This is a genomic window from Oscillospiraceae bacterium (assembly GCA_015065085.1).
In the GTDB taxonomy this organism is placed as follows: Bacteria; Bacillota; Clostridia; order Oscillospirales; family SIG627; genus SIG627.
On record SVQW01000009.1, the window covers coordinates 54150 to 79811 of the forward strand.

Below are 25662 nucleotides of genomic sequence, written 5' to 3' on the forward strand. Positions count from 1 at the left end.
TCCGAGTTTTATTAATTTTCAGCATAATTGCGGGCACCGAAAATGCCCGAACCTATTCGAATCATGTTGGAGCCGTAATCCATTGCGGCAATATAATCGTTGGACATTCCGAACGAAAGTACATGAATATATATATTATCTAATTTTTTGCGCGAAATGTCAATATATAAATCCCTAATTTTCTTCAAATAATAAGACTGTTCATCAAAATTTTTAAAAATTGGCGGTACGAACATCAAACCTTTTACCGATATGTTTTCAAACTGTGAAAAAACTTTTAACGTGGCTTCCAGATTTTCGGGACTGACCCCCGACTTTGCTTCTTCGTTTCCGATGTTGACCTCCACCAGAATATCCATTACCTTGCCGATGGCCTTGCAGCGTTTGTCTATTTCCTGTGCCAGCGAAAGCCTGTCGACCGACTGTATCATGGATACCTTGTCGACAATGTACTTTACCTTGTTGGTCTGAAGAGCACCGATGAAATGTATTTTCACGTTGTCCTTGTTGATGTCATCGTACTTGTCAAGCAGCTCCTGGACCTTGTTTTCACCTATATGAGTTATACCACATTCAATAGCGTAATTGATAAGTTCCGGTGAATTCATTTTGGTGGCTGCAAGTAATACTACGTCACGGTCTCCGATTTCATTTTTTATTCTGTCGATGTTTTCTTTTATCTGCTTTTTCTTTTCTTCAATGTTCATCAGTTGACCACCTTTCCGTCGTAAAGCTCTTTTCCTTTTGTGATGACGGCGTCATACAACGCCAGATAATCATATGTTGTGTCAATAAGTCCTTGTGCAACCTTCTCTTTGTTTTCGTCTCTGTTTTCGGGTGCCACGGGATTCACAAGATAAAACGTATCACTTTCAAAAATCCGCTCTATACGCTTGAAAACCACTTCACTGCCCTTGAGCGCATAAACGCCCTCTTCTTCACCCAGAATGCGTAGTGCAGACTTGGGAATCTTTAAACCCGTGTAACTTTTTTTAACTATCTGCGCTTCCTGTTGCCTTGTATAATCAAATCCGTCCGGCTCGGAAAGTGTCTTGAAAACCAATACGGCAGTAGCGCGATCGGTTTGCGTCAGCTTTGCATCAAGACGGAATTCTATGCGTTTGCCGGAGGAGTACGGAAAGATGAGTTCATAAGTTTCTCCTTCGTGAAGCTCCATGCAGGAGTTTTTATCCACCTGACATAAAATATACCACCAGAAGTCCGTGATTATCTTTCCTGCGTTATTATTTTTCAGCGTCTCGTCCGCTTGTGCGGAACGCATTTCTTCAAATGAGTCTACCGACATTTCTTTCAGCTTTTCAGGGGAGAATATATTCTCGTATCCGTCCACTGCGGTGGAAAAATACCCACCTTCGGTGGTTACAACAGCACTTTTAAGTCCCGTGAGTGAGTGGGAAAGATTGGTCTTTTCATTTTCAAGCTGCTCGATTTTCTCCTCGAAACCTTCGGTCTTTTTGGAAAGAATCTGACGTTTGTTCAGTATGGTGAGAAGCTCGTCACCTTTCTGGGCGGATAATCTGAAATCTCTGTTAAGAGCATTGGCTTTTATGGCTATCAGATTTTCGGTTATCTGCTGATCGATTTTTGAAATGTCCAATATGATGTTGTTTTTGTCTATGGCACTGTCCTCGAGCACCTTTATTTTCCGCTCTGTTTCAAGTATCTGAGATTGAGTGTCGGCGAGCAGCTCGCTTTCGTAGATATTGGCTACAATCGAATTTTTGGAAACCTTTTCACCCTCGTCGGCAATGTAGTATGCCACGCCGTCGGTGGGGCGGGGAAGCACTGTTTCGGAGCGAAGTATATAGCCTGTTATGTCAAGCTTCTGCTCGACGGTAGCCATGCCTATATGCTCTGTACCCACATCGGTGGAAAAAGTGCGCATAAACCATATCCCCACATACAACAGTGCGGCGGCACAGGCTCCGATTGCTAAAAGACTTTTTAATGATTTTGAAAATTTCACTTGAGAAAACTCCTTACGATTTGCTCTGCGTCTTGTAAATCGCCCTTGTCAACATAAAGTCTTACCATGTTTTCGTAACGTCTGAACCAGGTCAGTTGACGCTTGGCGTAATTACGTGTGGATTTCTTGAGAGATTCAACAGCTTGCTCTAATGTTATAACACCGTCAAAATACGGCTTTAGCTCTTTGTATCCGATAGCCTGATATGCCGTAGGTGAATCTGCAACCTTGAGCGCGTTACGTGCTTCTTGCTCAAGTCCTGCCTCCAGCATTTTATCCACACGCAGATTTATGCGTTGGTACAGCTTCTCGCGATCCTCGAAAAACAGCCCCAGAATAAGATACTCGTACTCGCTCTTTTTTACACGGGACTCTTTTTCATTCTGAGTAAGTGTCTTTCCTGTACAATGATAAAACTCCAGACCGCGTATTATCCGCTTTATGTCATTTGCGTGGAGTCTGGCAGCACATTCGGGGTCAACGCCGGCAAGCTCATCCAAAAGGACCTGACCGCCGGATAATTCCGCACGTCGGTTTAGCTCGGCACGGTAGTTTTCATCTTCCGAAAACTCTCCGAATTCCGTGTTGTTTATAAGGCTGTCGATGTAAAGCCCTGTTCCTCCTGCAATAACCGGAATTTTTCCGCGGGAAACTATATCCTTTATAGCCGTATCTGCCATGCTTTTGAACTGCGATACGCTGAACGGTTCGCTGGGGTCCACAATGTCAATCAGATGGTGCACAATGCCGTCCATTTCCTGTGCGGTGGGTTTTGCGGTTGCAATGTCCATGCCTTTGTATATCTGCATAGAGTCGGCTGAGACCACTTCTCCGCCGAACTTTTTGCATATGTCTATGGCAAGGGATGTTTTTCCGCTTGCAGTGGGTCCCGCAATGATTATTGCCTTATTCATGCTCCACCTGCTGTATCAGCATCGCATCGCCAAACGAAAAGAAACGGTATTTCTGCTCTACGGCTTCTTTGTACGCCGCCATGGTGTTATCGTAGCCGTACAGTGCGCATACCAGCATTATCAGCGTGCTTTCGGGAAGATGGAAGTTGGTGATGAGACTGTCTATGACATTGAATTTGTAACCGGGATAGATGAAAATATCCGTGTAACCCGATGATTGCTTTATGCAGCCCTCTTTTGCGAAAGCACCCTCCAGTGTACGGCAGGAGGTGGTTCCGACGGCGATTACTTTTTTGCCGTTTTTCTTTGTTTCCAGTATCATTCCGGCGGTTTCTTCGGAAAGACTGTAAAACTCAGAGTGCATTTTGTGTCCTGAAAGATCCTCGGATTTTACGGGGCGGAAAGTCCCCAGGCCTACGTGAAGCATGACGGTTGCGATATTTACACCCTTCGCACGTATTTTTTCAAGCAGCTCCGGGGTGAAATGAAGTCCTGCGGTAGGTGCTGCGGCAGAACCCTCGGTTTTTGCATAAACCGTCTGATAGCGACTTTTGTCCCTCAGCTTTTCATGTATGTACGGCGGAAGCGGCATGTTGCCGACCTCGTCCAGGATTTCAAAAAAGGTTTTGGAACGGTCGTAGTCGAATTTTAGTATTCTGTTTCCGCCTTCGACGGTGTCAAGCACTTCGGCTTTGAGAGTATCTCCGAAATCAAGAACAGTTCCGGGACGGGCTTTTTTGCCGGGACGTGTGAGCGCCTCCCAGACTCCGTCTGCTTTTTGCTCCAGCAGTACAACCTCGGTGAGCGCACCGCTTTCGCGTTTTGCCCACAGGCGCGCGGGAATAACCTTGGAATCGTTTATGACAAGCAGATCTCCCGGCTCGAGATATTCGGTTATGTCAAAAAAGTGACGGTGAGTTATTTTTCCGTCGTCACAAACAAGAAGCCTCGACGAGTCGCGTGGCTCCACCGGTACCTGTGCAATAAGTTCTTCCGGCAGGTAATAATTGTAAGTTGAGCGTTTGAGAAAGTCCAAAACAGTACCCTTTCCTATTAAAATAGAAAAAATATTCGATTATTTTAAAAAATATGCGCAAAATTGACAAAAAACATTTGACAAAAATAAAAATTAGTGATAAAATATAGTGTGATTATATTATACACCATAAAGTTTTAATTTTCAACTGTTTTTTTCGGATGATAGCAAAATTTTTTATTAACCGCATATAATGTTATCATTCGGACGGAAAGGACCATGATTTATGAAGAAAACTGTTTTTCGCGGAGCAGCTACCGCACTTATCACACCCTTCAAGGACGGAAAGATAGATTACGAATCTTTTGGACGCCTCATAGATTTTCAGATAGACGGCGGAATTGATGCACTTGTAGTTTGCGGAACTACCGGCGAACCATCCACGCTGGATGATGCCGAACACATCAACGCAATGGAATACTGCATTCAGCGTACCGCAGGACGTGTTCCCGTGCTTTGCGGAACCGGAAGTAACGATACTGCATATGCGATATCTCTCTCTAAGAGAGCATGCGAAATGGGCGCAGATGCACTTCTTATGGTGACACCATACTACAATAAAACCAGTCAGCGCGGTCTTGTAAAGCATTTCAATGCGGTTGCTGACAGTGTTGATAAGCCCATTATCGTTTACAATGTTCCCGGCCGTACGGGTCTTTGCATAAAGCCTGAGACTTATGCCGAGCTTGCAAAGCACCCCAACATAGTTGCTTTTAAGGAAGCGGGCGGAGATATGTCGGCTATTGCCCACACCATGGCGCTGTGCGGTGACGAGCTTACGTTGTATTCGGGAAATGACGACCAGATCGTCCCCATAATGTCTTTGGGAGGAAGCGGCGTTATTTCCGTGCTGTCTAACCTTATTCCCCGCGAGGTACATAATATCTGTGCACTCTTTGAACAGGGTAAAACCAAAGAAAGCCTTAAGCTTCAGCTTAAGTACCATGATCTTATTTCTGCACTGTTCTGCGAAGTAAATCCCATTCCCGTAAAGGCGGCTATGGCACTCATGGGATATTGCAACGGTGAGCTTCGTCTGCCTTTGTGCGAAATGGAAGAAAAGAATGCGGCTAAGCTTGCATCCATAATGAAAGAACTCGGAATTATAAAATAATATATTACCCCGAAAGGTATCGAAATGACAAATATTATTCTCACAGGCGCGTTGGGCAGAATGGGAAGATTTATCACTGCCAAGGTTGCCGAACTCGATGATTTCAACATAACCGCGGCAGTCGATATTACTACGGACGCCGGTTACCCGTATCCGTTGTACTCTTCTTTAAAGTGTATCCCTTCGCCTGACGGTATTATTATTGATTTTTCAAATCATGCTCTTACAAATGAACTTCTTGATTTTGCTGTCACAAACAACCTTCCGTGTGTAATTTCCACCACGGGACACACCGAGGAGGAAAAGCAGAATATATATGCAGCTTCCGAAAAAATTCCGGTTTTCTATTCGTACAATATGTCTATCGGTATAAATCTCATCACCGAGCTTTCCAAAAAGGCGGCGGCTCTTCTGGGCACGAACTTCGACATCGAAATCGTAGAAAAGCATCATAACAAAAAGCTGGATGCTCCCAGCGGCACTGCACTTATGATCGCCGACGGAATAAGTGAGGTTATGGACGAAAAGCCGGAATACGTGTTTGACAGATTCTCCGTCCGTAAGGAAAGAAGCAAAAATGAAATAGGCTTTTCTTCTGTGCGCGGCGGAACCATTGTGGGCGAACATGACGTTATTTTCGCCGGATACAACGAGGTAATAACATTGTCTCACCATGCCGCATCCCGTGAGGTTTTTGCGATGGGTGCAATACGCGCGGCTGAATTTCTTGCCGGAAAGCCTGCGGGAATGTATAATATGAAAAATCTGATTGGAAACATATGATGGAAAAAAAAGACAAGAAATTTTCGAAATTTCCCCGCGACAATGGTCATTCCCCCAAAAAGCGCGATGACCGCTTCGACGGTAACAGACGTGACACACGTCGTAATTTTGATGATCAGCCCCGCGAGGAGCTCTCCGAAAGCGGTATAGTGGCGGGACGAAACGCCGTGCGTGAGCTTTTGAAAAGCGGAAGGGATATAGATAAGATATTCACTCAGGCGGGTGAGCGCGAGGGTTCGATTGTAGTTCTTGCGGCGGAAGCAATTTCACGCGGAATACCGGTTGTGGAAACAGAAAAAAGCAAGCTCGATGCACTTTCTGGCTTTACTTCCCATCAGGGTATAGTAGCCATGGCGGCGTTCAAGGGCTACTCCACCATAGATGAAATACTTGCCATTGCCCGGGAACGTGGTGAAAAACCCTTTGTTGTCATAGCGGACGAAATATGCGATCCGAATAATCTGGGCGCTCTGATACGTTGCTGCGAGGGTGCCGGTGTACACGGGATTATTATTCCAAAGCGCCGTAGTGTGGGACTCAGTCCTGCCGTTGCCAAGGCTTCCGCGGGGGCGGTTGAACACATGGCTGTTGCCAAAGTGACAAACATAAATTCCGCTGTGGAGGAGCTTAAGCAGAAAGGACTGTGGATAATGGCATGCGAAGCCGACGGACAGCCTTATGATGAAATGGATTACGATATTCCGCTGTGCATCATCATGGGAAGTGAGGAAAACGGTATATCCAAGCAGGTAATCAAAAACTCCGATTATGTAATATCCCTGCCCATGAAGGGAAAGATAAATTCGCTTAATGTTTCCTGCGCCGCGGCAGCAGTGCTTTACAGAGTAGTGAGCGGCAGAAAATAAAATAAGAGGAAGGATAAGTTATGGCAAATGTTTATAAAATAAGCAAGGATCCACAAGGCTTGTTTAAAAAGCCACCGACATATTTCTTTCGCAATTATAAAGGCGGTCGCGCAACGGAAAATGACCTCTCTGTGCAAGACAACGGCGTCGCTCTGACAAATGCTTCTTTGGCTGATAATTTGCGCACCAAGGATGTTGACGATCTTGTAAGTGTAGCGCGCGAGGATGAAACCGGAATACCCGATGACGGAACCGTTATTTACGGGATTACCAGCACTCCTCCCGAAAAGGTTGTAAAGCCTGGAAAGGTTACAACCGGACGCGAGCTTGATGAAACTGACATGCTCATGATGAAGACTTTTGCCTCCGATGAAGCGCAACCGGATGATGGCGAGCATGATGCTGACACAAAACGCAAAAAAAGGCGCGGCGAAAAACTCAGAAGCACCATACAGGTGGATGAGGATATACGCTCGCTTTACGATGCTGAGGAAGAAGAAAAAGAAGTCAAGCTTCCTGAGGAAAAAACATCCTCTATCCCCGGCGAGGTTGACCACGGACCGTTGCTTTTTGATGACGATGACGACAATCCTTACAATGATGAGGATGACGAAGCGGCTGAAACATATGATAACGACGAATATGACGAGCCTGACATAGGTGAATATACCGATCCCGAGGATGCAGATAAGTTCAAGCAGCATTACCGAACCAAGTCTCTTGTCGACTTGCTGTTGGGTGTAGGTGCTGTAATAGCTCTGTTTGCATTGCTTTACATAGAAAGCTTTTCATTTATGCCTTCTTTACCGCGCCCTGCTTTTCTTAAGCCCGAGAATTTCCGTCTTGTGCTTATATTGGTGGATATTCAACTTCTGGTTATCGCAGGAGCTTTGGTTTATGAAAGCATAATAGATGGCGCGAAAGCGTTGTTTTCGGGAAACCCAAATCGTAACACGGTTACTGTAAGTGCAATTTTTGTGTGCCTCTTGCATGCAGTTTTTATGTGCTTCACTTCAAATGCAGAAACCCTTTCGCTCTATTCTTCCGTCGGTGCACTGTTCGCGGTTATAAGCGCGTTTTCCAACGCGATGGAGAATAAACGCAATCTTTGCACATTCAATATTATTTCCGGCGAACAGGTGAAATTTGTTGCCGAAAAGACTGACGGCTCGGATGGCGAGCTTAATGAGTTGGGCGATTATCTGCCACAGGATCCTGATATTTTTTCGCTTAAAAAGGCGAAATTTGTCGATGACGCAGTGAGAAATATCAAAACCCCCGCAAGAGCAGAACAGAATTGCAAAATCATCATTCCGCTGGCGCTTATTGCAGCTGTCGTTTACGCGGTTATTACCTATTTCGTTTCCTATGATTTAAACAAATGTATAAACGCTTTCACCGTGATGAGCCTTGTTGCTTTGCCGGCTTCCTCGCTTATTTATATAGCACTTCCGTACTTGGTTGAAAGTCTTAAGATAGCTAAGCGTGGATGTGCGGTTATCGGCGGAGATTCTTTCGAGGAATACAGCTATGCGTCCGTTGTTTCCTTCAACGACGTAGAGGTGCTTCCTTCCCGCGGTATAAAGGTTACCAGTGTGAGAACCTATGGCGAGCATCGTATTGATCACACGCTCATGTATGCCGCACGTGTTTTTAAAACGGTTGGCGGACCGTTGGCGAGTGTTTTTGAAAATTACATAAAGAACGCTGTGGATGAAATTTCGCCTGTGGAAATAATTTCCATCGAACACGACGGTATCAGCGCTGTTGTGGACGGTACCGAGGTGTTTATCGGTAAGAAAAATTTCATGCTGGCATATAACTTCGGTTTTGTCAAGGACAGCATGGATGATGCTTTTGAAAACTCCATAGGTCGCATAATGTACATGACTATCGGCGATAATATTGCTGCTAAGTTCTATATTAAGTATTCCATTTATAAAGGCTTTGAAAAGCTTCTTACCAATCTTGAAAAAGTAGGTATATGCGTAGGCATCAAGACCTGTGATCCCAATATTGATGATATGCTTCTCAAAAAGCTTCTCAGACGTAAGGAATTCCCCGTAAGAATAATCAAATCCGAAGCCCCCCTTCCGTCAGACGATGTCCTTCCCAATGCTTCTTCGGGCATAGTTTGCACATCAAATGCGTTTAATATGCTCAGAGCATTCCTCAGCTGTGATAAGCTTGCAAAGAATGTTTCCCTCAATATAGGAACAAAGTTTATTGCAATGTTCCTGGCATTTGCAATTATTGCATTTTTGTCTGTAATAAATGGCGGCGATATTTCCGGAATTACACCGCAGTTTATAATAATATATCAGCTTTTGTGGTTGATGCCTTGCATAGCTACTGCACTTCTGGGATAAGTTTGTATAAAGTGGGAGGAACTTGCTTTTAAAGTTTCTCCCCGATACTTTTACATACAGGGTTGTTATCCGAATGCTCCGGACAGTATGGCGAGGTGATAATTTGAAAAATATTTTTGAAAAAGACGTTATTTATGTTGTTTGCGGACATTACGGCGTGGGTAAAACCAACATTGCTGTTAATATGGCACTTAACATCCCCAAAGGTGATATTACGCTCATTGACCTTGATATAGTTAATCCCTTTTTCAGATCAGCGGATAACAAATCCGAGCTGGAGGAAAGGGGAGTGAGGGTGATTACGCCGCTTTTTGCTAATACAAATGTGGATGTGCCCTCAATTCCGCCGGATATAAACTCCGTTTTTTATCCGGGCAAAAGTGCTGTTTTTGATGTAGGCGGCGACGACGCCGGTGCCATTGCATTGTGCGGCTTTGCCGAGGGCTTCAAAAAGCGCGGTTACGAGATGTATTATGTTATCAATATGTGCCGTCCGCAGATAGAGGATCCGCAGGATGCGGCAATGATGATGCGCGAAATTGAAAACACGAGCGGCATGAAGTTCTGCGCTATTATCAATAATACAAATCTCGGTGCGGAAACGGATAAAAATATAGTATTGGACGGAATGGAATACGCTCGCAAGGTCTCAAAGCTTACGGGACTGGAAATAGCGGCTACAACGGTGATAGATTCACTGGAAAGTGAGTTTTCATCCGACCAAAAACGAGAAATGGTTTTTATTAAAGACATAACTAAACACTTATATTGCTGAAAAGAGGAGAAAAAATGAAAAGAGTAACATTCAAAAGCGACTTGTGTAAGGGATGCGGCCTCTGCGTATCTGTATGCCCCAAAAAAATAATTTCCCTTGACACTTCCGCTCTCAACAAAAAGGGCTACCATCCTGCGGTTATCACCGATGCGGAAAAGTGCATCGCCTGCGCATTCTGTGCAACAATTTGCCCGGATGTAGTCATCAAAGTTGAAAAAGATTAAAAAGGAGATACATAAATGAGTAAAAAGGTACTTATGAAAGGCAATGAAGCCATTGCCGAGGCTGCTATAAAAGCAGGCTGCCGCTTGTTCTTCGGATATCCCATAACACCTCAGACCGAGGTTGCCGAAACCTTTGCAAAGCGTATGCCCAAGGTGGACGGACTTTGCCTTCAGGCGGAAAGTGAAATAGCCGCCATAAACATGGTTCTCGGTGCGGCTTCCACCGGTAACAGAGTTATGACATCTTCATCCTCTCCCGGAATAAGCCTTAAATCTGAGGGTATTTCTTATATCGTCGGCTCCGATCTTCCCTGTGTTATCGTAAATGTACAGCGCGGCGGTCCCGGTCTGGGCGGTATCCAGCCCTCACAGGCTGACTATTATCAGGCAACTCGCGCACTTGGACACGGTGACCAGCACATTCTTGTTTTTGCACCTGCATCAATTCAGGAAATCGTTGACCTTACAATGGAAGCTTTCGACCTTTCCGATATATACAGAATGCCTGCCATGATTCTTGCCGACGGTGCACTGGGTCAGATGATGGAGCCTGTTGATTTTGAAGCAAGAACTCCCCGCGAAATTCCCGAAAAGACCTGGGCAGCATGCGGACACGGCGGAAAGCGCAAGCATAATATAGTTAACTCCCTCTATATCGAGCCGGATGCTCTTGAAAAAACAGTCCTTGATCGTTTTGAAAAGTATAAGGAAATCGAAAAAACAGAGGTAAAATACGAAGAATATCTTACCGATGATGCCGATATCGTTGTTGTGGCTTACGGAATTACCGCACGTATTGCAAAATCCGCAGTCAATGCTGCACGCAAGAAGGGTATCAAGGCAGGTCTGTTCCGTCCCATAACTCTTTGGCCGTTCCCTGCACAGCAGCTTCTTAAGCTTACCGAGACTGCCAAGAAGTTCCTTACCGTCGAGCTCAGCATGGGTCAGATGGTAGAGGATGTAAGACTTGCAACACAGTTCAAAAAGCCCGTTGAATTTTACGGACGTACCGGTGGTATGATGCCCTCCGTAAACGAGGTTCTCGAGAATATAGAGAAATATGCTGAATAAGAAAGGAAAAATAACATGGTAGTATTTGATAAACCCAAAGCATTGACCGATGTACCTTTTCACTACTGCCCCGGATGTACACACGGTATCGTGCATCGTCTGGTAGCTGAAGTGATTGACGAATTCGGCATAGAAGGCGACACCGTAGGTATTGCACCCGTCGGATGCTCGGTTTTTGCATATAATTATTTCAACTGCGATATGATAGAAGCTCCCCACGGACGTGCTCCTGCCGTTGCAACCGGTGTAAAGAGAGCTATGCCTGATAAGTTCGTATTCACCTATCAGGGCGACGGTGACCTTGCTGCGATAGGTACTGCTGAGACCGTTCACGTAGGCGCAAGAGGTGAAAACATCACCATTATCTTTATAAATAACGCAATTTACGGTATGACCGGCGGTCAGATGGCTCCTACCACTCTTCCCGGTCAGTACTCTACCACTTCTCCTTACGGACGTGACCTGAAAATTCAGGGTAACCCCATCAGAATTTGCGAAATGCTGTCCACTCTCGATGGTACTGCCTACGCTGAAAGAGTTGCGGTAGACTCCGTAAAAAATATCAATAACGCTAAAAAAGCCATCAGAAAGGCTTTTGAAGTTCAGAAGAACAAGCAGGGACTTTCTATTGTAGAAGTTCTCTCCACCTGCCCCACCAACTGGGGAAAAACACCTCAGGAAGCTCTGGAATGGCTCAGAAGCGATATGATGCCTTTCTATCCTCTTGGTGTTTACAAGGATATAACTGCAAAGGAGGATAAATAAAATGTATAATATTCTTCTTGCAGGCTTCGGCGGACAGGGTATTTTGTTTGCCGGAAAGCAGATTGCATATGCAGGTATGAAATCCGATAAAGAAGTAAGCTGGCTTCCTTCTTACGGCCCCGAAATGCGCGGCGGTACGGCCAACTGTTCTGTTATTGTTTCGGATGAGCCTATCGGTTCTCCTCTCGTAACCGAGCCGGATATTCTCATCGCTCTTAATCTGCCCTCCTTTGAAAAATTTGAGGACAAAATTAAAGAAGGCGGCATACTCATTTCCGACAGCTCTCTCATTCCTAAAAAAACTCAGAGAGACGACATAAAGGCGTACTATATCCCCGCAACCGAGCTTGCCAACGAAAATAACATCAGCGGTATGGCTAATGTTATAATGCTGGGTAAGCTTATCCAGGTTACCGGTATTTACGATTATGAGTATTTCGAAAATGTTATGATCGGCTCTATCCCTCCTGCCAAGGAAAGACTTATTGAGCTTAACAAAAAAGCTCTTTCCATAGGCTATAACCACAAATAATGAAGCTTCGCAGTGTGACACACATTGTGGCTGAATTGCTTTACAAGCTTCCCGGTGCGCATAAAAGACGTAAGTCTGGCGCAATAATTACGGCTGCCGGAAACGGCAGCCGTATGGGAAACGTGGCGAAACAGCTCATGGAACTGGCGGGTCATCCCGTTATATATTACAGTCTCAGAGCCTTTGAGCAAAGTGTAAATGTTGATGAGATAATAATTGTCACTCGTGAAGAGGACATTTCTGCTATTCAGGATATAGTCGGAAAATACGGATTCCAAAAGGTGAAGCATATTGTGACGGGCGGCAGTACACGAGATGAATCGGTCAAAAATGGATTTGAAAAAATCGGAGGCAACATTAAATATGTTGCTATTCACGATGCTGCGCGTCCGCTTATTACTACCGAAAAGATAGATGCCGTTTTCCGTCAGGCGTACAGATACGGCTCGGCATGTGCTGCCGGTCGCATAAACGACACTGTCAAGCGTGCGGATTCTAAAGGCTTTATTGAAAAAACTGTGCCCCGGGATGGGCTTTATGGTGCTCAGACCCCTCAGATTTTTGCCTGCGATATTTACCGTACGGCGCTAAGCCTTCACCTGAAAAATAAAACCGCTGTTACCGACGATTGTTCCATGGTGGAGAATGCAGGCTTCAAAATTATGCTTTGCGAGCTTGGAATACCAAATCTTAAGCTTACCGTGCCTCACGATTGCCAAACCATTGAGGCTATACTTGAAAAAAGAGGGACAGAAAATGCAATGTAATTTCAGAATCGGCCACGGATATGATGTTCACCGTTTTGCCACAGAGCGAAAGCTTATACTGGGCGGTGTTGAAATACCTTATGAAATGGGACTTCTGGGACATTCGGATGCAGATGTGCTTTGCCATGCTCTTATGGATGCACTTCTCGGCGCGGCTGCTCTTGGTGACATAGGAAAGCATTTCCCGGACAGTGATGCAAAGTATAAAGGCATTTCCAGCCTTTTGCTTTTACAACACGTAAAGGAACTTCTCGACGAAAAGGGATATGGAATTGTCAATGCCGACGTCACCGTAATTGCACAAAAACCCAAGCTTGCACCGCATATTCCTCAGATGGTTGACAATATCAAAAAGATACTTGATTGTGACAACATAAATATAAAAGCCACAACCGAGGAAGGGTTGGGCTTTACAGGACGCCTTGAGGGTATTTCTGCCCACAGCGTCGCATTATTGAGTTTAAAATAGCTTTATATCTTCACTCATAAGGGCATGAAACTGGGAAAGCAGCTTTTCGGCCCTTTTTTCAAAAATAAGCTTCATTTTTTCGGCTATTATGCGGCTTCCTACGTATGTTTCCATGTTGAGCATGGTGAAACGATTGTCTTTAATTATGCAATGAAGCATAACCCCCTCATCATCTTCTTCGTCGGGAGATTTTTCGATGTAGGAGATTATCATGAAGCCGTGATCCTTGTATTCCAGAAATCGAGTGGCGGCAGTGAGGGCTTTTTCCTTGACAAGCTCCAGAAGCCTGTCCTCAATTCCTTCAAGCGCGATTTTTCCCTTTGCGGAAATAACATACTTTGTCTTGCCGTCGGTCTGCACCTCGGTAATCAGCTTTTTGTCCAGAAGGTCGGCAAACTGGTCGGTAAAATCAAAATGGCGCACAAAGTCAATGGTAAAAAATACTTCGCAAAGTGTGTCAAAATCAATCGGTATATCTAAATTTTTAAGAAGATACAGTATTAGAGTTTTTATATCGTCATCGTCTCGAAGCTCAATAGCTGTCATATATGCCTCCGAATATATTATTTTTTATTATCTTACTATAATTATACTATAATTTCACTTAAAAGTAAATACACAATATAAAAAATTACAGTAAATTTTTAAATTACCGATTTTACAAAATTCTGTTGAAAATATTATTGTTTTATGCTAAACTAAAACCATCACATCAACGAAAGGTGTAAAAAATGTCAGAAATTGCTTACAACATAATGACCATGCTTCTGGGAATGGTTGCGCTTTTGATAAGTATAACGCTTCATGAAGTGGCGCATGGCTATGCCGCGTATAAAATGGGGGACTACACTGCAAAATCTTCGGGAAGATTATCACTTAACCCGTTTGCACATATTAATCCTGCCAGTCTTTTGCTGTTGGCTATACTTATGCTTATAGGTTCCTTTTCCGGCGCAAGCAGCGGATTTGTTATGTCCATGCTTTCAGTTATGGTGTGCTTTACCTTTGCACGTCCTGTTCCCGTAGGCTCGGGCGGCTTGAAAAATCCTTTAAGGGATATGGCAATTATCGCTGTTGCAGGTCCTGTTACCAATATTCTTGTTGCTCTTATTTCTCTTATATTGTTTAAATACATTTCCTACCTCCTGGTGTATATTCTTCCCGATACACAGTTCGGAATGTACGTTGCGTTCATGACAATGTACTTCTTTGTTTATCTTACACAGCTGAATATAGGTCTTGCTGTATTCAATCTGTTGCCGATTCCTCCGCTTGACGGCTCTAAGATACTTTATTACTTTTTGCCGCGGAAGATGCTTATTGCTTTTGTAAAATATGAAAAATATATCACAATGATACTTTTGTTCCTCCTGATATTTGACGTGCTGGATGTACCGCTGGATTATATTGGCGGTCTGGTTTACAGAGGACTTTCATTCGTTGTCGATTTATTACCTCCGAGATAAATTATGGAAGAACTTAATTACAAGCTTGAGGTTTTTGACGGTCCGCTGGACCTGCTTTTGAGCCTTATAGCGAAGAATAAAATCAATATTTACGATATCCCCATTTCCGAAATTCTGGAACAGTATCTGGCATATATGGAGCAGGCGGCTCAGCTTAATATAGAGCTTTCCAGTGAATTTGTGGTAATGGCATGTGAATTGCTTTATATTAAGTCCAGAATGCTTCTCCCTCGTGAGGCAGAGGACCAGGATCCCAGAAGCGAGCTTGTGGAAGCGCTTTTGGAATACTCCAAAGTCAAAGATGTCGCGGATTATCTGTTTCGTCGAAAGGACGATTTTTTCGAACGTTATCGCAGTGCCGGCATGAAAATTCATATCACTAAGGTGCTTCGCAGTTATTCGCCACAGGAATTGGCAAAGGCGTATGCAAACATGAAAATGACAGCGCCCGAGGTGAAAAAGGAAAATAATTTCAGAACAATCGGTGCAATGATGCAGCATCGCGTAATACCGGTTGAGGAAAAAATCATTTTCATTCTTCGCAGACTTTGCCGTATTAAAAATTCCGATAATTCAATGAATTTCAGCGAGCTGGTAGGGGAGAGTAAATCCAAATCCGAAGTGGTAGCTGTTTTTCTTGCGGCACTGGAATTGACAAAGTCCGGCAGAATAAGAGTCACAGAAAACGGCAATGATTATAAAATAAAACTTATCAGAGAAAAGAAAAATGACTGAATCTACATTTTACGAACACGACAAAGAATATTTTGCTGCCGCACTTGAGGCAGTGCTGTTTGCCTGCTCCACACCCGTGGAAAAAGACAAACTTTGCGAAATATTTCAGATTGACGAAGACGAACTTGAAATAGTTATAACCGAGCTTCGTCTTCGGCTATCGGCTCACCCGGGTGGCTTTGAGCTTATTTCGCTGGAAGACAGTGTAACACTGTGCACAAGAATTGAATATAAGGATTACGTTTCCCATGCTTTGGAGGTAAAACGCAATGTTTCACTTTCCAAGCCTGCGCTTGAGGTGTTGGCGATAGTGGCGTATGCTCAGCCTGTTACTAAAGCGTACATGGAAAAGGTGCGTGGTGTTGACTGCAGCGGTATAGTCAATTCTCTTCTTGAAAAGGAACTGATTGAGGAAAGGGGCAGAATGGATGCTCCCGGTCGTCCCATACTCTACGGAACCACGCTTAACTTCCTCAAAAGCTTTGGACTGAATTCGGTTGAGGAGCTTCCTGATATCGATAAATACGGCAACGAACAGCTCGAAATGAAAATAGAGCAAATGTCGCCGTCACAGCAGGAGGAATCGCCCGACGAGGAACAGGAATGACAGTTTTGTATATAATTGCAGGTGTAGTTGCTTTTATTGCAGCAGTACTTTTACTTAATGTACATCTTATATTTGCCTATGATGACAGAATTAAAGTGCGTGTCAGAGTGCTGTTTGTAAGCGTTGATGTTCTGAAGTTTTTCGATAAGGACAAAAAAGCTTCCAAAAAGAGCGAAAAAACACCCGCTCACCCCACCGAAAAGAAAAAGAAAACCAAAGGCTCGTTTGATGATTTTATGGCTTTTTTAGAGCTTATAAATTCTGTGGTACGCATGTTTTGCGACAATCTTTCAAGAAGTCTGAGTGTCAAAATACGCAGGCTCAATGCCGTTATCGCTACTGATTCCCCAGATAAGACGGCAAGGCGGTATAGTGCTGTGAGTAATGCAGTGGCCGTTCTTTTTGAGCTTTTGCCCAATGCAGTACGTAAATTTGATCCACATTATAAGGAAATACACATATATCCCGACTATCTTGCCGAAAAATCAACATTTGCGGCAGAGATTGTTTTTACTATGAAGATATGGCATTTCATTCGCATACTTTTTGGCGCACTCAGAATTTTTAATGAAAATACACGTAAACGAATTTCTGAAAGGAACAGGAAAAAGGCATGAATAATAACGAAATTCCGTTGAAACAAGTTATCGAATCCTCACTGGAGAGTATCAAGCAGGTACTTAATGTTGACACCATTGTAGGTACACCCATTAACACACTTAACGATACCGTAATAATACCCGTTTCTAAGGTTGCAGTAGGCATAACTTCAGGCGGAGTGGATTTTGACAGTAAGCACAACCCAACAAGACAGCAGGCGCATTTCGGCGGTGCAAACGGAGCCGGAATGACTGTTACTCCTGTGGCATTTCTTGTTGTCACCAAGGACGATGTGCGTATACTTAATCTTAACCAGCCGACCGCCATTGCTTCCGATAACATTGTAGGAACGATAGCTGATTTTGTAGATCGTTCGCCCGATCTTGTACAGCGTTTTATTGATTTGTTTCCTAAAAAAAATAAGGAAGTAAAGACTGAAGAAAAATCAGAATAAAAATTCACCTTTCGGCATAGTATTTACCGAAAGGTGGATTTGAATGAAAAAATATTGGTTTCTGATATTATTTGTTCTGATATTTGAAATAGCTGTGTCAGCATCTGATTTTGCGGATCACGCGGTAGAAGTGTCGGGCGTTTCAAGCTTTTATGCAGATGCCGCAGTACTTTATAATAAGACCACGGATGAGTTTATTATTGCCCGTAACGCAGATGCACGTTTGCCGATAGCAAGCACGACGAAGATAATGACTGCACTGGTGGCGCTTGAAAATTCTCCTGCGGACAGTATTGTTACTGTTCATAAGGACGCGGTGGGCGTGGAAGGCTCTTCCATATATCTTGAGGCGGGCGAAAAGATACCTTTGAGGGATATGTTGTACGCATTGATGCTGGAATCCGCCAATGATTCGGCTGTAGCTATTGCAATACATGTGGCGGGCTCGGTGGAAGCGTTTGTAGGCTTGATGAATGATAAGGCACAAGCGCTTGGTATGGGTAATACACATTTTGAAAATCCCCACGGACTTCCGCACGACAACCATTATTCCAGTGCGAGTGATATGGCAAGGCTGTTTTCCCATGCTCTTGATAATGCGGATTTTGCTCAGATAACCGCCGCTAAAAGCTATAAATCGCCTTTGAAAAGCGATGGATATCGATATTTTTCCAATCATAACCGCCTTTTATCGCTTTTGGACGGATGTATAGGCGGTAAAACCGGTTATACCAAAAAAGCCGGCAGGTGCCTTGTTTCGGGCACTGCGCGTGACGATATATACATGATATGTGTCACGCTGAACGCGGGAGATGATTGGAATATTCACAAAGAGCTGACCGAGTATGGCTTTTCTCTCTATGAGAGGAGAAGCGTTGCCGAAAATGGTGAATTCAGCTTTAATGTGCCTATTGTCGGAGGAAAAACGGAATACGCCCGCGTGAGCAATGTACAGGAAATAAGTATTTGTTCAAAGAAAACCTCACCGCCTGTTACGCATACCGTAGAGCTGTTTATTTTTTACTATCCGCCCGTTGCCAAGGGTGAAAAGGCGGGCAGAGTGGTATTCAGACAGGGCGGAGAATATATTGGTGAGGTCGATTTATATTTTGAAGACGATGTAAATATTAAGGCTCCCAAAAGCTTCTGGAGCAGAATGTTAGGAAAGTGAAAATGAAAGTAAGATTGCAAAAATATCTGTCCGATTGTGGTGTAATGTCTCGTCGTAAGGCCGAGGAAGAAATGAAAAAAGGTACAATAACCGTAAATAATAAGCCGTGTGAATTGGGACAGAAAGTGGACGACAGCGATATTATAATGTTTAACGGCAAAATTATAGAAAGAACCACCGATACCAAAAGCTATTATATTCTAAATAAGCCGCGCGGATATGTCACAACAATGTCAGACGAGAGAGGAAGAAAGTGCATAGCCGATCTTATCAAGGATATTCCTGAAAGAGTGTATCCCGTGGGGCGTCTTGACCTTAACAGCGAAGGACTTGTTATTCTTACCAACGACGGCGATGTTGCAAATCGCCTCATGCACCCCAAGGGAAATGTTGAAAAAATATATATGTGCAAGGTACGCGGCACGGTAAGTACTGAACAGCTTACAAAACTTCGCAGTGCACTTGTGCTTGACGGTTATACTATAATGCCGGTAGAGGTTACGGTAGAAAAAACTATGGAAGACGGCACTGTGCTGAAATTTCCTCTCAAAGAGGGCAGAAATCGCCAGATACGAAAAATGTGTGAGCAGTGTGAACTGGAAGTAATGCGTCTTAAACGTGTGTCTATCGGTAAAATTACACTCGGCGGACTGCATAGCGGTGCTATACTTGAACTGTCAAAACAACAAATTGATTATCTGAAATCAATATAATTATTGTATAAAATAAAAAGGAGTCTCAAAAGACTCCTTTTTGTTTTATTGTGAAGCTTATTTCTTTGTTATATAGCCCTCACGGTACAACAACTCTGCACCCAGAAGAGCGCCGCCTGCGGCACCGCGGATGGTGTTGTGGGAAAGACCGATAAACTTGTAATCGAATATGGAATCCTCGCGCAGACGACCTGCGGTGATGCCCATACCGTTTTCAATGTCACGGTCCAGCTTTGTCTGAGGACGGTTATCTTCTTCAAAATAAGTAATAAACTGCTTGGGAGCCGAAGGAAGCTCCAGTTCCTGAGGTCTGCCTTTGAAGTTTTTCCACAGCTCAAGAATTTCTTCTTTGGAGGGCTTGTTTTTAAAGGACATAAATACAGTTGCGAGATGTCCGTTTGAAGCGGCAACACGGATACACTGAGAGGTAATAATGGGAGATTGCGCGGTAATGATTTCGTTACCGCTGATTTTACCCCAAACCTTAAGAGGCTCCTTTTCGCTCTTTTCTTCCTCACCGCCGATATAGGGGATAACGTTATCAACCATTTCGGGCCAGTCGCCAAATGTCTTTCCTGCACCTGAAATAGCCTGATATGTGCTGACAACTATGTTTGTAGGTTCAAATTTGAGCAGGGGAGTTATCATGGGAACATAGCTCTGAATAGAGCAGTTGGGCTTAACAGAAATAAATCCGCGCTTAGTTCCCAGACGCTTTCTCTGAGCCTCAATAATAGCGATGTGGTCGCTGTTTACCTCGGGAATGAGCATGGGAACATCCGGAGTCCAACGGTGTGCAGAGTTGTTGGAAACGACGGGAGTTTCCATTTTTGCGTACTCATATTCAAGCGCCTGGATTTCGTCCTTTTTCATATCAACGGCGCAAAGAACAAAATCAACTTCATCGCAAACAGATTTTACCTGAGAAGCATCTTTTACAACAAGGTCCTTTACAGCTTCGGGCATATCTATATCCAGCTTCCATCTGCTGCCCACGGCTTCTTTATAGGTTTTACCTGCGGAATTTTTACTTGCCGCAAGGGTGGTTACTTCAAAATAAGGGTGATTGTTGAGGAGAGTGATGAAACGCTGACCAACCATACCGGTTGCACCGACAATACCCACTTTAAGCTTATCCATATTGTTACTCTCTTTCATAAATTCAAAAATAAATCACAAAAACCCGCCTAAAAAGACGGGTTTTTGCCGTAAAACATAGACCCAAAATCGCAATACGCGCTCAATTATTTGAACTTGCGTTTTCTTGCAGCTTCGGATTTTTTCTTTCTCTTAACGCTGGGCTTTTCATAGCACTCACGCTTACGCAGCTCGCTCAGTACACCGCTTCTTGCACACTGTCTTTTGAATCTGCGGATAGCACTGTCAAGAGACTCATTTTCTTTAAGTTTTACTTCTGCCATTCTATATCCCTCCCCCCGCATTGCACTCATGCAAAGGAAAAATTATAATATCATCTGAATAGATAAATATTAACTACACTACATTATACTACAAACAATATCAATATGTCAATAGTTATTTGCAAAAAACTTTAAAAAAATCGAAATTTATTTTACAACAATATTCACAAGTTTGTTTTTAACATAAATTTCTTTGATTATCTGTTTGCCGTCAAGATATTGGGTGAACTGGCTGTCTGCTTTAACTTGAGCAATAACATCGTCCTGTGCAGCATCCACGGCAATCATCAACTTTCCACGCACCTTACCGCAGAACTGAACTGCAATTTCCACAGCATTATCAACGGTTTTCGCTTCATCATAGGTGGGGAAGGGAGCAAGTGAGCAAAGACCCTCACCGCCGAAGTTATGCCAGATTTCCTCGCAAATGTGAGGAGCGAAGGGACAAAGCAGACTAGCAAAGGTTTTCAGCTCATCTGTTGTAAGAGAGCCGTGCTCGTATATTGCGTTCATGAGAGCCATCATTGCCGCGATTGCGGTGTTGAACTTCATGTCCTCGATATCGCAGGAAACCTTTTTAATGGTCTTGTGGAAAATTGTATCCAGCTCGGGAGTTACACCGTTTCCGGAAGCAATATCGCAAAGTCCCATAAATCTTTCGAGAAAACGCTTACAGCCCTTGATGCTCTGACTGGACCAAGGAGCCGCCTTTTCAAAGTCACCGATAAACATTTCGTAAAGGCGGAGCGTGTCTGCGCCGTAATCATTTACAATGTCATCAGGGTTTACAACATTTCCTCTGGATTTTGACATTTTCTGGTTGTCCTCGCCCAGTATCATACCGTGAGAGGTACGCTTCTTGTATGGCTCACGAGTTTGAACAACATCGATGTCATAAAGAAATTTAGCCCAGAAACGGGAGTACAGAAGATGGAGAGTGGTATGCTCCATACCGCCGTTGTACCAGTCAACCGGCATCCAATACTCAAGTGCTTCCTTAGAAGCCAGCTCTTTGTCATTGTGAGGATCGCAGTAACGCAGGAAGTACCAGGAGGAACCTGCCCACTGAGGCATGGTATCTGTTTCACGCTGTGCGGGCGCGCCACACTTGGGACACTTGCAGTTTACCCAGTCGGTAAGATTAGCCAGAGGGCTTTCACCGTTTTCATTGGGCTCGTACACTTCAAGGTCAGGGAGTCTGAGTGGGAGTTCTTCTTCTTTTACAGGAACCCATCCGCAGTGGTCACACCATACAAGCGGAATAGGCTCGCCCCAGTAGCGCTGACGGGAGAATACCCAGTCGCGAAGCTTGAAGTTAACCTTGGGCTTGCCAAGACCCTTTTCGTCAAGCCATTTTATAATGGCTTCTTTAGCTTCCTTAACTTCCATACCGTCCAGGAATCCGGAGTTAACCATTACGCCGGTTTCAACATCGGTGAAAGCTTCGTTTTCAACATCTCCACCCTTTACAACCTCGATAATGGGAAGATTGAACGCTTTTGCAAACTCCCAGTCGCGTGTATCATGAGCGGGCACTGCCATAATAGCGCCTGTTCCGTAGGTGATAAGAACATAATCGGAAACGAAAATAGGAATTTGCTTGCCGTTTACAGGATTGATGGCTTCAATGCCTTCCAGCTTAACGCCGGTTTTGTCCTTTGCCACCTCGGTACGCTCAAAGTCGGACTTTTTAGCCGCCTCGGCTTTGTATGCATTTACAGCATCAATGTTGGCAATTTTGTCTGCAAATTTTTCTATAAAGGGATGCTCGGGGGATATAACCATGTAAGTTGCGCCGAACAGTGTGTCGGGGCGGGTGGTATATACGGTAAGGCTTTCCCCGGCAGTTGTGTCAAAATCAACTTCAGCACCGGTGGAACGTCCTATCCAGTTTTTCTGTTGGAGCTTTACGCGGTCGATGAAATCAAGCTCGTCAAGGTCATCCAGCAGGCGCTGTGCATACTCGGTGATTTTGAGCATCCACTGGCTTTTTTCCTTGTGAACTACCTCGCTGTGGCAACGTTCGCAAAGACCGTTGACAACTTCTTCATTGGCGAGCACGCACTTGCAGGAGGTACACCAGTTAACCGACATTTTCTTTTTGTATGCAAGACCCTTTTCAAACAGCTTGAGAAATATCCACTGTGTCCACTTAAAATAATCGGGGTCGGTGGTGTTTATCTCGCGTGACCAGTCAAATGAAAGCCCCAGACTTTTAAGCTGCGCCTTGAATCTTTTAACGTTGTTTGCCGTAACTATTGCAGGATGAATTTTGTTTTTCATCGCAAAATTTTCGGTAGGCAAACCAAAAGCATCCCAACCCATGGGATAAAGAACATTGTAGCCTTCTTGACGGCGTTTACGCGCTATAATGTCAATAGCTGTGTAGGAACGGGGGTGACCAACGTGCAGACCCTGGGCAGAGGGATATGGGAATTCTACCAGAGGGTAGAATTTTTTCTTTGAATAGTCAATGTCTACCTTAAAGGCTTGCTGGTCGTCCCATGCTTTTTGCCATTTGGCTTCTATATCTTTGTAATCGTATTTCATTTTAATGCCTCTCTGTTAAAACTCCATTTTACTTTCGATATAAGCGGCAACCTGGTCAATGGGAAGACGTATCTGCTCCATAGTGTCGCGGTCGCGTATGGTAACGGAGTTGTCATTTTCGGTGTCAAAGTCGTAGGTTATGCAGAAAGGAGTACCGATCTCGTCCTGACGACGGTATCTCTTGCCGATGGAACCTGCGTCATCGTATTCAACGTTAAACTTCTTGGCAAGCTGTACATAAAGCTCGCCCGCCTTATCACCCAGTTTCTTGGAGAGGGGAAGGACAGCAGCTTTCACAGGAGCCAAAGCGGGGTGGAAGTGCATAACTGTTCTTACATCGCCTTCAGCAATTTCCTCTTCGTCGTATGCTTCGACCAGGAATGCGAGGGTTACACGGTCTGCACCCAAAGAGGGCTCAACAACATAAGGAATGTATTTTTCGTTTGTTTCCTGGTCAAAGTATTCCATGGATTCGCCGGAGAAGGTCTGATGTTGTGTAAGGTCATAGTCAGTTCTGTCGGCAATACCCCAAAGCTCGCCCCAACCGAATGGGAACAGGTATTCAAAGTCAGTAGTTGCTTTGGAATAGAAGGAAAGCTCTTCCTTGGAATGGTCGCGGAGTTTGAGGTTTTCCTTTTTCATACCCAGGTTATAAAGGAAGTTTGCGCAATAATCTTTCCAGTAAGCAAACCACTCAAGATCGGTGTCGGGCTTGCAGAAGAATTCAAGCTCCATCTGCTCAAATTCACGTGTACGGAATGTAAAGTTTCCGGGTGTGATTTCGTTTCTGAAGGATTTACCGATCTGACATACACCGAAAGGAATCTTTTTACGGGTTGTTCTGGTAACATTTTTGAAGTTCACGAAAATACCCTGTGCGGTTTCGGGACGCAGATAAAGTTCATTTTTTGCGTCCTCGGTAACACCCTGGAAGGTTTTGAACATAAGATTGAATTTACGAATGTCGGTGAAATTGGTGGAGCCGCAGTTGGGGCACTTTATATCATGCTCTTTGATGTATGCCATAAGTTCCTCGTTGGACATACCGTCGGCAGCCTGACCTGTTACATCCTCGATAAGTTTATCCGCTCTGTGACGGGTCTTACAGTCTTTACAGTCCATGAGTGGGTCGGAAAAACCGCCGAGATGTCCCGAAGCTTCCCAGGTTTTGGGATTCATGAGAATAGCACAGTCGAGACCGACATTATATTGGGATTCCTGAACAAATTTCTTCCACCATGCACGTTTAACATTATTTTTAAGCTCAACACCCAAAGGACCGTAGTCCCATGTGTTGGAAAGACCGCCGTATATTTCGGAGCCTGCATAGACGAAGCCTCTGCCTTTGCAAAGCGCAACGACTTTTTCCATAGTTTTTTCAGTATTAACCATTTATATCCTCCGGATTAATTATATATTTTTATTGCTTTGTGAATGTGATGACGGCGCCTGCACCGTCGGAATCCTCGCTTACATTAAGCAAGCTGAACTGTGTTGCGACGAAGGAAAGAATCTTAAGGCGAAGAACTATCTCATTCTCCTTACCTGCATTTCCGGTCAGAACAAGGAAGTTTTCGTATTTTCCGTCTTCCGTTTCAACATATTCCAGATTGTACATGTAGTTGTAAACTTCGCCGTTGGTGTCATATGTCTTCAGAGTGCCGTCGGGTTTGAAGTTCCATACTGCGTTGCTTTCATAGAAAGTTTCCGTAAAATACGGACGTTTGTTGAAAAGAGCGGCATAAAAAGAGCTTTTGATGAAAGTGTAAATTCCCGCATCGTTTCCATTGACGTCGGTAAAGACTATATCAAAGCCTTTTGTGGTTATTTTTTTAAATCTGAACTTTCGGACGCTTTCCTGAGTCAGAAGCTCAATATATTTGTTTGCATTGTCCGCGCCTTCATATTCCAGTGAATAGGTATAGCTGTAAACTTTGCTTTCGTTTTCGTATGCGTCAATAGTTCCGTCGGCTTTGAAATGCCATATTGCACCGTCGGAGATAAAAACATCGTCAAAACCGCTATCGCCGTTCTGAAGAGCCTTCATAATCGGTTCTTCGTTGATGTTTTCGTCATTGGTGAGATTGTTTTTTTCCTGTGAGGCATCTGCAGTAAGCACATTTTGAAGCACTAGGTTATCAAGCGCCTCCGTTTCCGATACGTCATCGCAGGACAGTGCAAAAAGGGCTGCCAGGACGACACAAACGGTGAAAATTAACTGTTTAACAAGCTTCAAGAAAATTCTCCTTTCGGGTGAACGTTTAAGCCGGATA

Annotated in this window: 28 protein-coding genes; 18 read left to right on the forward strand and 10 right to left on the reverse strand. The window is 44.1% G+C overall.

Annotated features, from left to right (window positions below; genetic code table 11):
* Positions 1-11: 11 nt before the first annotated feature.
* Genes E7588_07150 through queA form a run of 4 tightly spaced genes read right to left on the reverse strand, consistent with a single transcriptional unit; the run spans position 12 to position 3937 of the window.
* Complete coding sequence (locus E7588_07150; GenBank protein ID MBE6689036.1) at positions 12-707, reverse strand: YggS family pyridoxal phosphate-dependent enzyme; 696 nt, start codon at positions 705-707, stop codon at positions 12-14.
* A complete protein-coding gene (locus tag E7588_07155) occupies positions 707-1987 on the reverse strand; it encodes a hypothetical protein (GenBank protein MBE6689037.1) in 1281 nt (426 codons plus the stop codon). Before E7588_07155 ends, E7588_07150 begins: the two co-directional genes overlap by 1 nt.
* On the reverse strand, positions 1984-2901 hold the full coding sequence (gene miaA, locus E7588_07160; protein MBE6689038.1) for a tRNA (adenosine(37)-N6)-dimethylallyltransferase MiaA: 918 nt from the start codon (positions 2899-2901) through the stop codon (positions 1984-1986). Before miaA ends, E7588_07155 begins: the two co-directional genes overlap by 4 nt.
* Entirely contained in the window at positions 2894-3937 is a 1044-nt protein-coding gene (queA, locus tag E7588_07165; protein ID MBE6689039.1) for a tRNA preQ1(34) S-adenosylmethionine ribosyltransferase-isomerase QueA, read from the reverse strand. The genes miaA and queA overlap by 8 nt, the downstream gene beginning before the upstream one ends.
* Before the next feature lie 226 nt (positions 3938-4163).
* Between queA and E7588_07170 the strand changes: the two genes are divergently transcribed.
* The 11 genes from E7588_07170 to E7588_07220 all read left to right on the forward strand — a co-directional run bounded on the left by E7588_07170 (position 4164) and on the right by E7588_07220 (position 13672).
* Positions 4164-5051: a 4-hydroxy-tetrahydrodipicolinate synthase gene (locus tag E7588_07170; GenBank protein ID MBE6689040.1), complete on the forward strand. Its 888-nt coding sequence runs from the start codon at positions 4164-4166 to the stop codon at positions 5049-5051.
* A gap of 24 nt (positions 5052-5075) precedes the next feature.
* Positions 5076-5834 carry a 4-hydroxy-tetrahydrodipicolinate reductase gene (locus E7588_07175; protein ID MBE6689041.1) on the forward strand — a complete coding sequence of 253 codons (759 nt, stop codon included), beginning with the start codon at positions 5076-5078 and terminating at the stop codon, positions 5832-5834.
* Positions 5834-6700, forward strand: a complete 867-nt coding sequence (gene rlmB, locus E7588_07180) for a 23S rRNA (guanosine(2251)-2'-O)-methyltransferase RlmB (protein MBE6689042.1) — start codon at positions 5834-5836, stop codon at positions 6698-6700. The genes E7588_07175 and rlmB overlap by 1 nt, the downstream gene beginning before the upstream one ends.
* Before the next feature lie 20 nt (positions 6701-6720).
* Positions 6721-9069 carry a hypothetical protein gene (locus tag E7588_07185; GenBank protein MBE6689043.1) on the forward strand — a complete coding sequence of 783 codons (2349 nt, stop codon included), beginning with the start codon at positions 6721-6723 and terminating at the stop codon, positions 9067-9069.
* 103 nt (positions 9070-9172) lie between these two features.
* A complete protein-coding gene (locus E7588_07190) occupies positions 9173-9844 on the forward strand; it encodes a MinD/ParA family protein (protein MBE6689044.1) in 672 nt (223 codons plus the stop codon).
* Positions 9845-9858: 14 nt separating this feature from the next.
* Positions 9859-10068: a 4Fe-4S dicluster domain-containing protein gene (locus tag E7588_07195; protein MBE6689045.1), complete on the forward strand. Its 210-nt coding sequence runs from the start codon at positions 9859-9861 to the stop codon at positions 10066-10068.
* Between the two features lie 15 nt (positions 10069-10083).
* Positions 10084-11139 (forward strand): 3-methyl-2-oxobutanoate dehydrogenase subunit VorB, encoded by a 1056-nt coding sequence (vorB, locus tag E7588_07200; GenBank protein MBE6689046.1) that lies wholly within the window; start codon positions 10084-10086, stop codon positions 11137-11139.
* Positions 11140-11154: 15 nt separating this feature from the next.
* Positions 11155-11904 (forward strand): 2-oxoglutarate oxidoreductase, encoded by a 750-nt coding sequence (locus E7588_07205; GenBank protein ID MBE6689047.1) that lies wholly within the window; start codon positions 11155-11157, stop codon positions 11902-11904.
* A 1-nt stretch (position 11905) separates the two neighbouring features.
* Positions 11906-12436, forward strand: coding sequence for a 2-oxoacid:ferredoxin oxidoreductase subunit gamma (locus tag E7588_07210; GenBank protein ID MBE6689048.1), 531 nt, complete (start codon positions 11906-11908; stop codon positions 12434-12436).
* Positions 12436-13203: a 2-C-methyl-D-erythritol 4-phosphate cytidylyltransferase gene (gene ispD, locus E7588_07215; protein MBE6689049.1), complete on the forward strand. Its 768-nt coding sequence runs from the start codon at positions 12436-12438 to the stop codon at positions 13201-13203. Before E7588_07210 ends, ispD begins: the two co-directional genes overlap by 1 nt.
* Complete coding sequence (locus E7588_07220) at positions 13193-13672, forward strand: 2-C-methyl-D-erythritol 2,4-cyclodiphosphate synthase (protein ID MBE6689050.1); 480 nt, start codon at positions 13193-13195, stop codon at positions 13670-13672. The genes ispD and E7588_07220 overlap by 11 nt, the downstream gene beginning before the upstream one ends.
* Here the strand turns inward: E7588_07220 and E7588_07225 are convergent.
* Positions 13664-14218, reverse strand: a complete 555-nt coding sequence (locus E7588_07225) for a DUF4364 family protein (GenBank protein MBE6689051.1) — start codon at positions 14216-14218, stop codon at positions 13664-13666. The genes E7588_07220 and E7588_07225 overlap by 9 nt on opposite strands.
* Before the next feature lie 185 nt (positions 14219-14403).
* Between E7588_07225 and E7588_07230 the strand changes: the two genes are divergently transcribed.
* From E7588_07230 to E7588_07260, 7 genes are read left to right on the forward strand one after another with little or no spacing between them, the layout of a single operon-like run.
* The gene (locus tag E7588_07230; GenBank protein ID MBE6689052.1) at positions 14404-15138 is read left to right on the forward strand and encodes a site-2 protease family protein; all 735 of its coding nucleotides are present in this window, start codon (positions 14404-14406) and stop codon (positions 15136-15138) included.
* Positions 15139-15141: 3 nt separating this feature from the next.
* Complete coding sequence (locus E7588_07235; protein MBE6689053.1) at positions 15142-15873, forward strand: chromosome segregation protein ScpA; 732 nt, start codon at positions 15142-15144, stop codon at positions 15871-15873.
* On the forward strand, positions 15866-16480 hold the full coding sequence (gene scpB, locus E7588_07240) for an SMC-Scp complex subunit ScpB (GenBank protein ID MBE6689054.1): 615 nt from the start codon (positions 15866-15868) through the stop codon (positions 16478-16480). The genes E7588_07235 and scpB overlap by 8 nt, the downstream gene beginning before the upstream one ends.
* Positions 16477-17097: a hypothetical protein gene (locus E7588_07245; GenBank protein ID MBE6689055.1), complete on the forward strand. Its 621-nt coding sequence runs from the start codon at positions 16477-16479 to the stop codon at positions 17095-17097. The genes scpB and E7588_07245 overlap by 4 nt, the downstream gene beginning before the upstream one ends.
* Complete coding sequence (locus E7588_07250) at positions 17094-17534, forward strand: sporulation protein YtfJ (protein ID MBE6689056.1); 441 nt, start codon at positions 17094-17096, stop codon at positions 17532-17534. Before E7588_07245 ends, E7588_07250 begins: the two co-directional genes overlap by 4 nt.
* A 43-nt stretch (positions 17535-17577) precedes the next feature.
* Entirely contained in the window at positions 17578-18705 is a 1128-nt protein-coding gene (locus E7588_07255) for a D-alanyl-D-alanine carboxypeptidase (GenBank protein ID MBE6689057.1), read from the forward strand.
* Between the two features lie 2 nt (positions 18706-18707).
* Positions 18708-19418, forward strand: coding sequence for an rRNA pseudouridine synthase (locus E7588_07260; protein MBE6689058.1), 711 nt, complete (start codon positions 18708-18710; stop codon positions 19416-19418).
* Positions 19419-19475: 57 nt separating this feature from the next.
* Here the strand turns inward: E7588_07260 and asd are convergent, their stop codons facing one another.
* From asd to E7588_07285, 5 genes are all read right to left on the reverse strand, one after another.
* Positions 19476-20558: an aspartate-semialdehyde dehydrogenase gene (gene asd / locus E7588_07265; GenBank protein ID MBE6689059.1), complete on the reverse strand. Its 1083-nt coding sequence runs from the start codon at positions 20556-20558 to the stop codon at positions 19476-19478.
* Between the two features lie 104 nt (positions 20559-20662).
* The gene (locus E7588_07270) at positions 20663-20839 is read right to left on the reverse strand and encodes a 30S ribosomal protein S21 (protein MBE6689060.1); all 177 of its coding nucleotides are present in this window, start codon (positions 20837-20839) and stop codon (positions 20663-20665) included.
* 147 nt (positions 20840-20986) lie between these two features.
* Positions 20987-23389 (reverse strand): leucine--tRNA ligase, encoded by a 2403-nt coding sequence (locus tag E7588_07275; GenBank protein MBE6689061.1) that lies wholly within the window; start codon positions 23387-23389, stop codon positions 20987-20989.
* Between the two features lie 15 nt (positions 23390-23404).
* A complete protein-coding gene (locus tag E7588_07280; GenBank protein MBE6689062.1) occupies positions 23405-24781 on the reverse strand; it encodes a glycine--tRNA ligase in 1377 nt (458 codons plus the stop codon).
* A 28-nt stretch (positions 24782-24809) separates the two neighbouring features.
* The gene (locus tag E7588_07285; GenBank protein ID MBE6689063.1) at positions 24810-25625 is read right to left on the reverse strand and encodes a hypothetical protein; all 816 of its coding nucleotides are present in this window, start codon (positions 25623-25625) and stop codon (positions 24810-24812) included.
* Positions 25626-25662 lie beyond the last annotated feature (37 nt).

Coding starts and splice junctions, on each gene's coding strand:
- E7588_07150 (MBE6689036.1), bottom strand. CDS start 707: ATGAACATTGAAGAAAAGAAAAAGCAGATAAAAGAAAACATCGACAGA.
- miaA (MBE6689038.1), bottom strand. CDS start 2,901: ATGAATAAGGCAATAATCATTGCGGGACCCACTGCAAGCGGAAAAACA.
- E7588_07170 (MBE6689040.1), top strand. CDS start 4,164: ATGAAGAAAACTGTTTTTCGCGGAGCAGCTACCGCACTTATCACACCC.
- E7588_07175 (MBE6689041.1), top strand. CDS start 5,076: ATGACAAATATTATTCTCACAGGCGCGTTGGGCAGAATGGGAAGATTT.
- rlmB (MBE6689042.1), top strand. CDS start 5,834: ATGGAAAAAAAAGACAAGAAATTTTCGAAATTTCCCCGCGACAATGGT.
- E7588_07185 (MBE6689043.1), top strand. CDS start 6,721: ATGGCAAATGTTTATAAAATAAGCAAGGATCCACAAGGCTTGTTTAAA.
- E7588_07195 (MBE6689045.1), top strand. CDS start 9,859: ATGAAAAGAGTAACATTCAAAAGCGACTTGTGTAAGGGATGCGGCCTC.
- vorB (MBE6689046.1), top strand. CDS start 10,084: ATGAGTAAAAAGGTACTTATGAAAGGCAATGAAGCCATTGCCGAGGCT.
- E7588_07205 (MBE6689047.1), top strand. CDS start 11,155: ATGGTAGTATTTGATAAACCCAAAGCATTGACCGATGTACCTTTTCAC.
- E7588_07210 (MBE6689048.1), top strand. CDS start 11,906: ATGTATAATATTCTTCTTGCAGGCTTCGGCGGACAGGGTATTTTGTTT.
- ispD (MBE6689049.1), top strand. CDS start 12,436: ATGAAGCTTCGCAGTGTGACACACATTGTGGCTGAATTGCTTTACAAG.
- E7588_07220 (MBE6689050.1), top strand. CDS start 13,193: ATGCAATGTAATTTCAGAATCGGCCACGGATATGATGTTCACCGTTTT.
- E7588_07225 (MBE6689051.1), bottom strand. CDS start 14,218: ATGACAGCTATTGAGCTTCGAGACGATGACGATATAAAAACTCTAATA.
- E7588_07230 (MBE6689052.1), top strand. CDS start 14,404: ATGTCAGAAATTGCTTACAACATAATGACCATGCTTCTGGGAATGGTT.
- E7588_07235 (MBE6689053.1), top strand. CDS start 15,142: ATGGAAGAACTTAATTACAAGCTTGAGGTTTTTGACGGTCCGCTGGAC.
- scpB (MBE6689054.1), top strand. CDS start 15,866: ATGACTGAATCTACATTTTACGAACACGACAAAGAATATTTTGCTGCC.
- E7588_07245 (MBE6689055.1), top strand. CDS start 16,477: ATGACAGTTTTGTATATAATTGCAGGTGTAGTTGCTTTTATTGCAGCA.
- E7588_07250 (MBE6689056.1), top strand. CDS start 17,094: ATGAATAATAACGAAATTCCGTTGAAACAAGTTATCGAATCCTCACTG.
- E7588_07255 (MBE6689057.1), top strand. CDS start 17,578: ATGAAAAAATATTGGTTTCTGATATTATTTGTTCTGATATTTGAAATA.
- E7588_07260 (MBE6689058.1), top strand. CDS start 18,708: ATGAAAGTAAGATTGCAAAAATATCTGTCCGATTGTGGTGTAATGTCT.
- asd (MBE6689059.1), bottom strand. CDS start 20,558: ATGGATAAGCTTAAAGTGGGTATTGTCGGTGCAACCGGTATGGTTGGT.
- E7588_07270 (MBE6689060.1), bottom strand. CDS start 20,839: ATGGCAGAAGTAAAACTTAAAGAAAATGAGTCTCTTGACAGTGCTATC.
- E7588_07275 (MBE6689061.1), bottom strand. CDS start 23,389: ATGAAATACGATTACAAAGATATAGAAGCCAAATGGCAAAAAGCATGG.
- E7588_07280 (MBE6689062.1), bottom strand. CDS start 24,781: ATGGTTAATACTGAAAAAACTATGGAAAAAGTCGTTGCGCTTTGCAAA.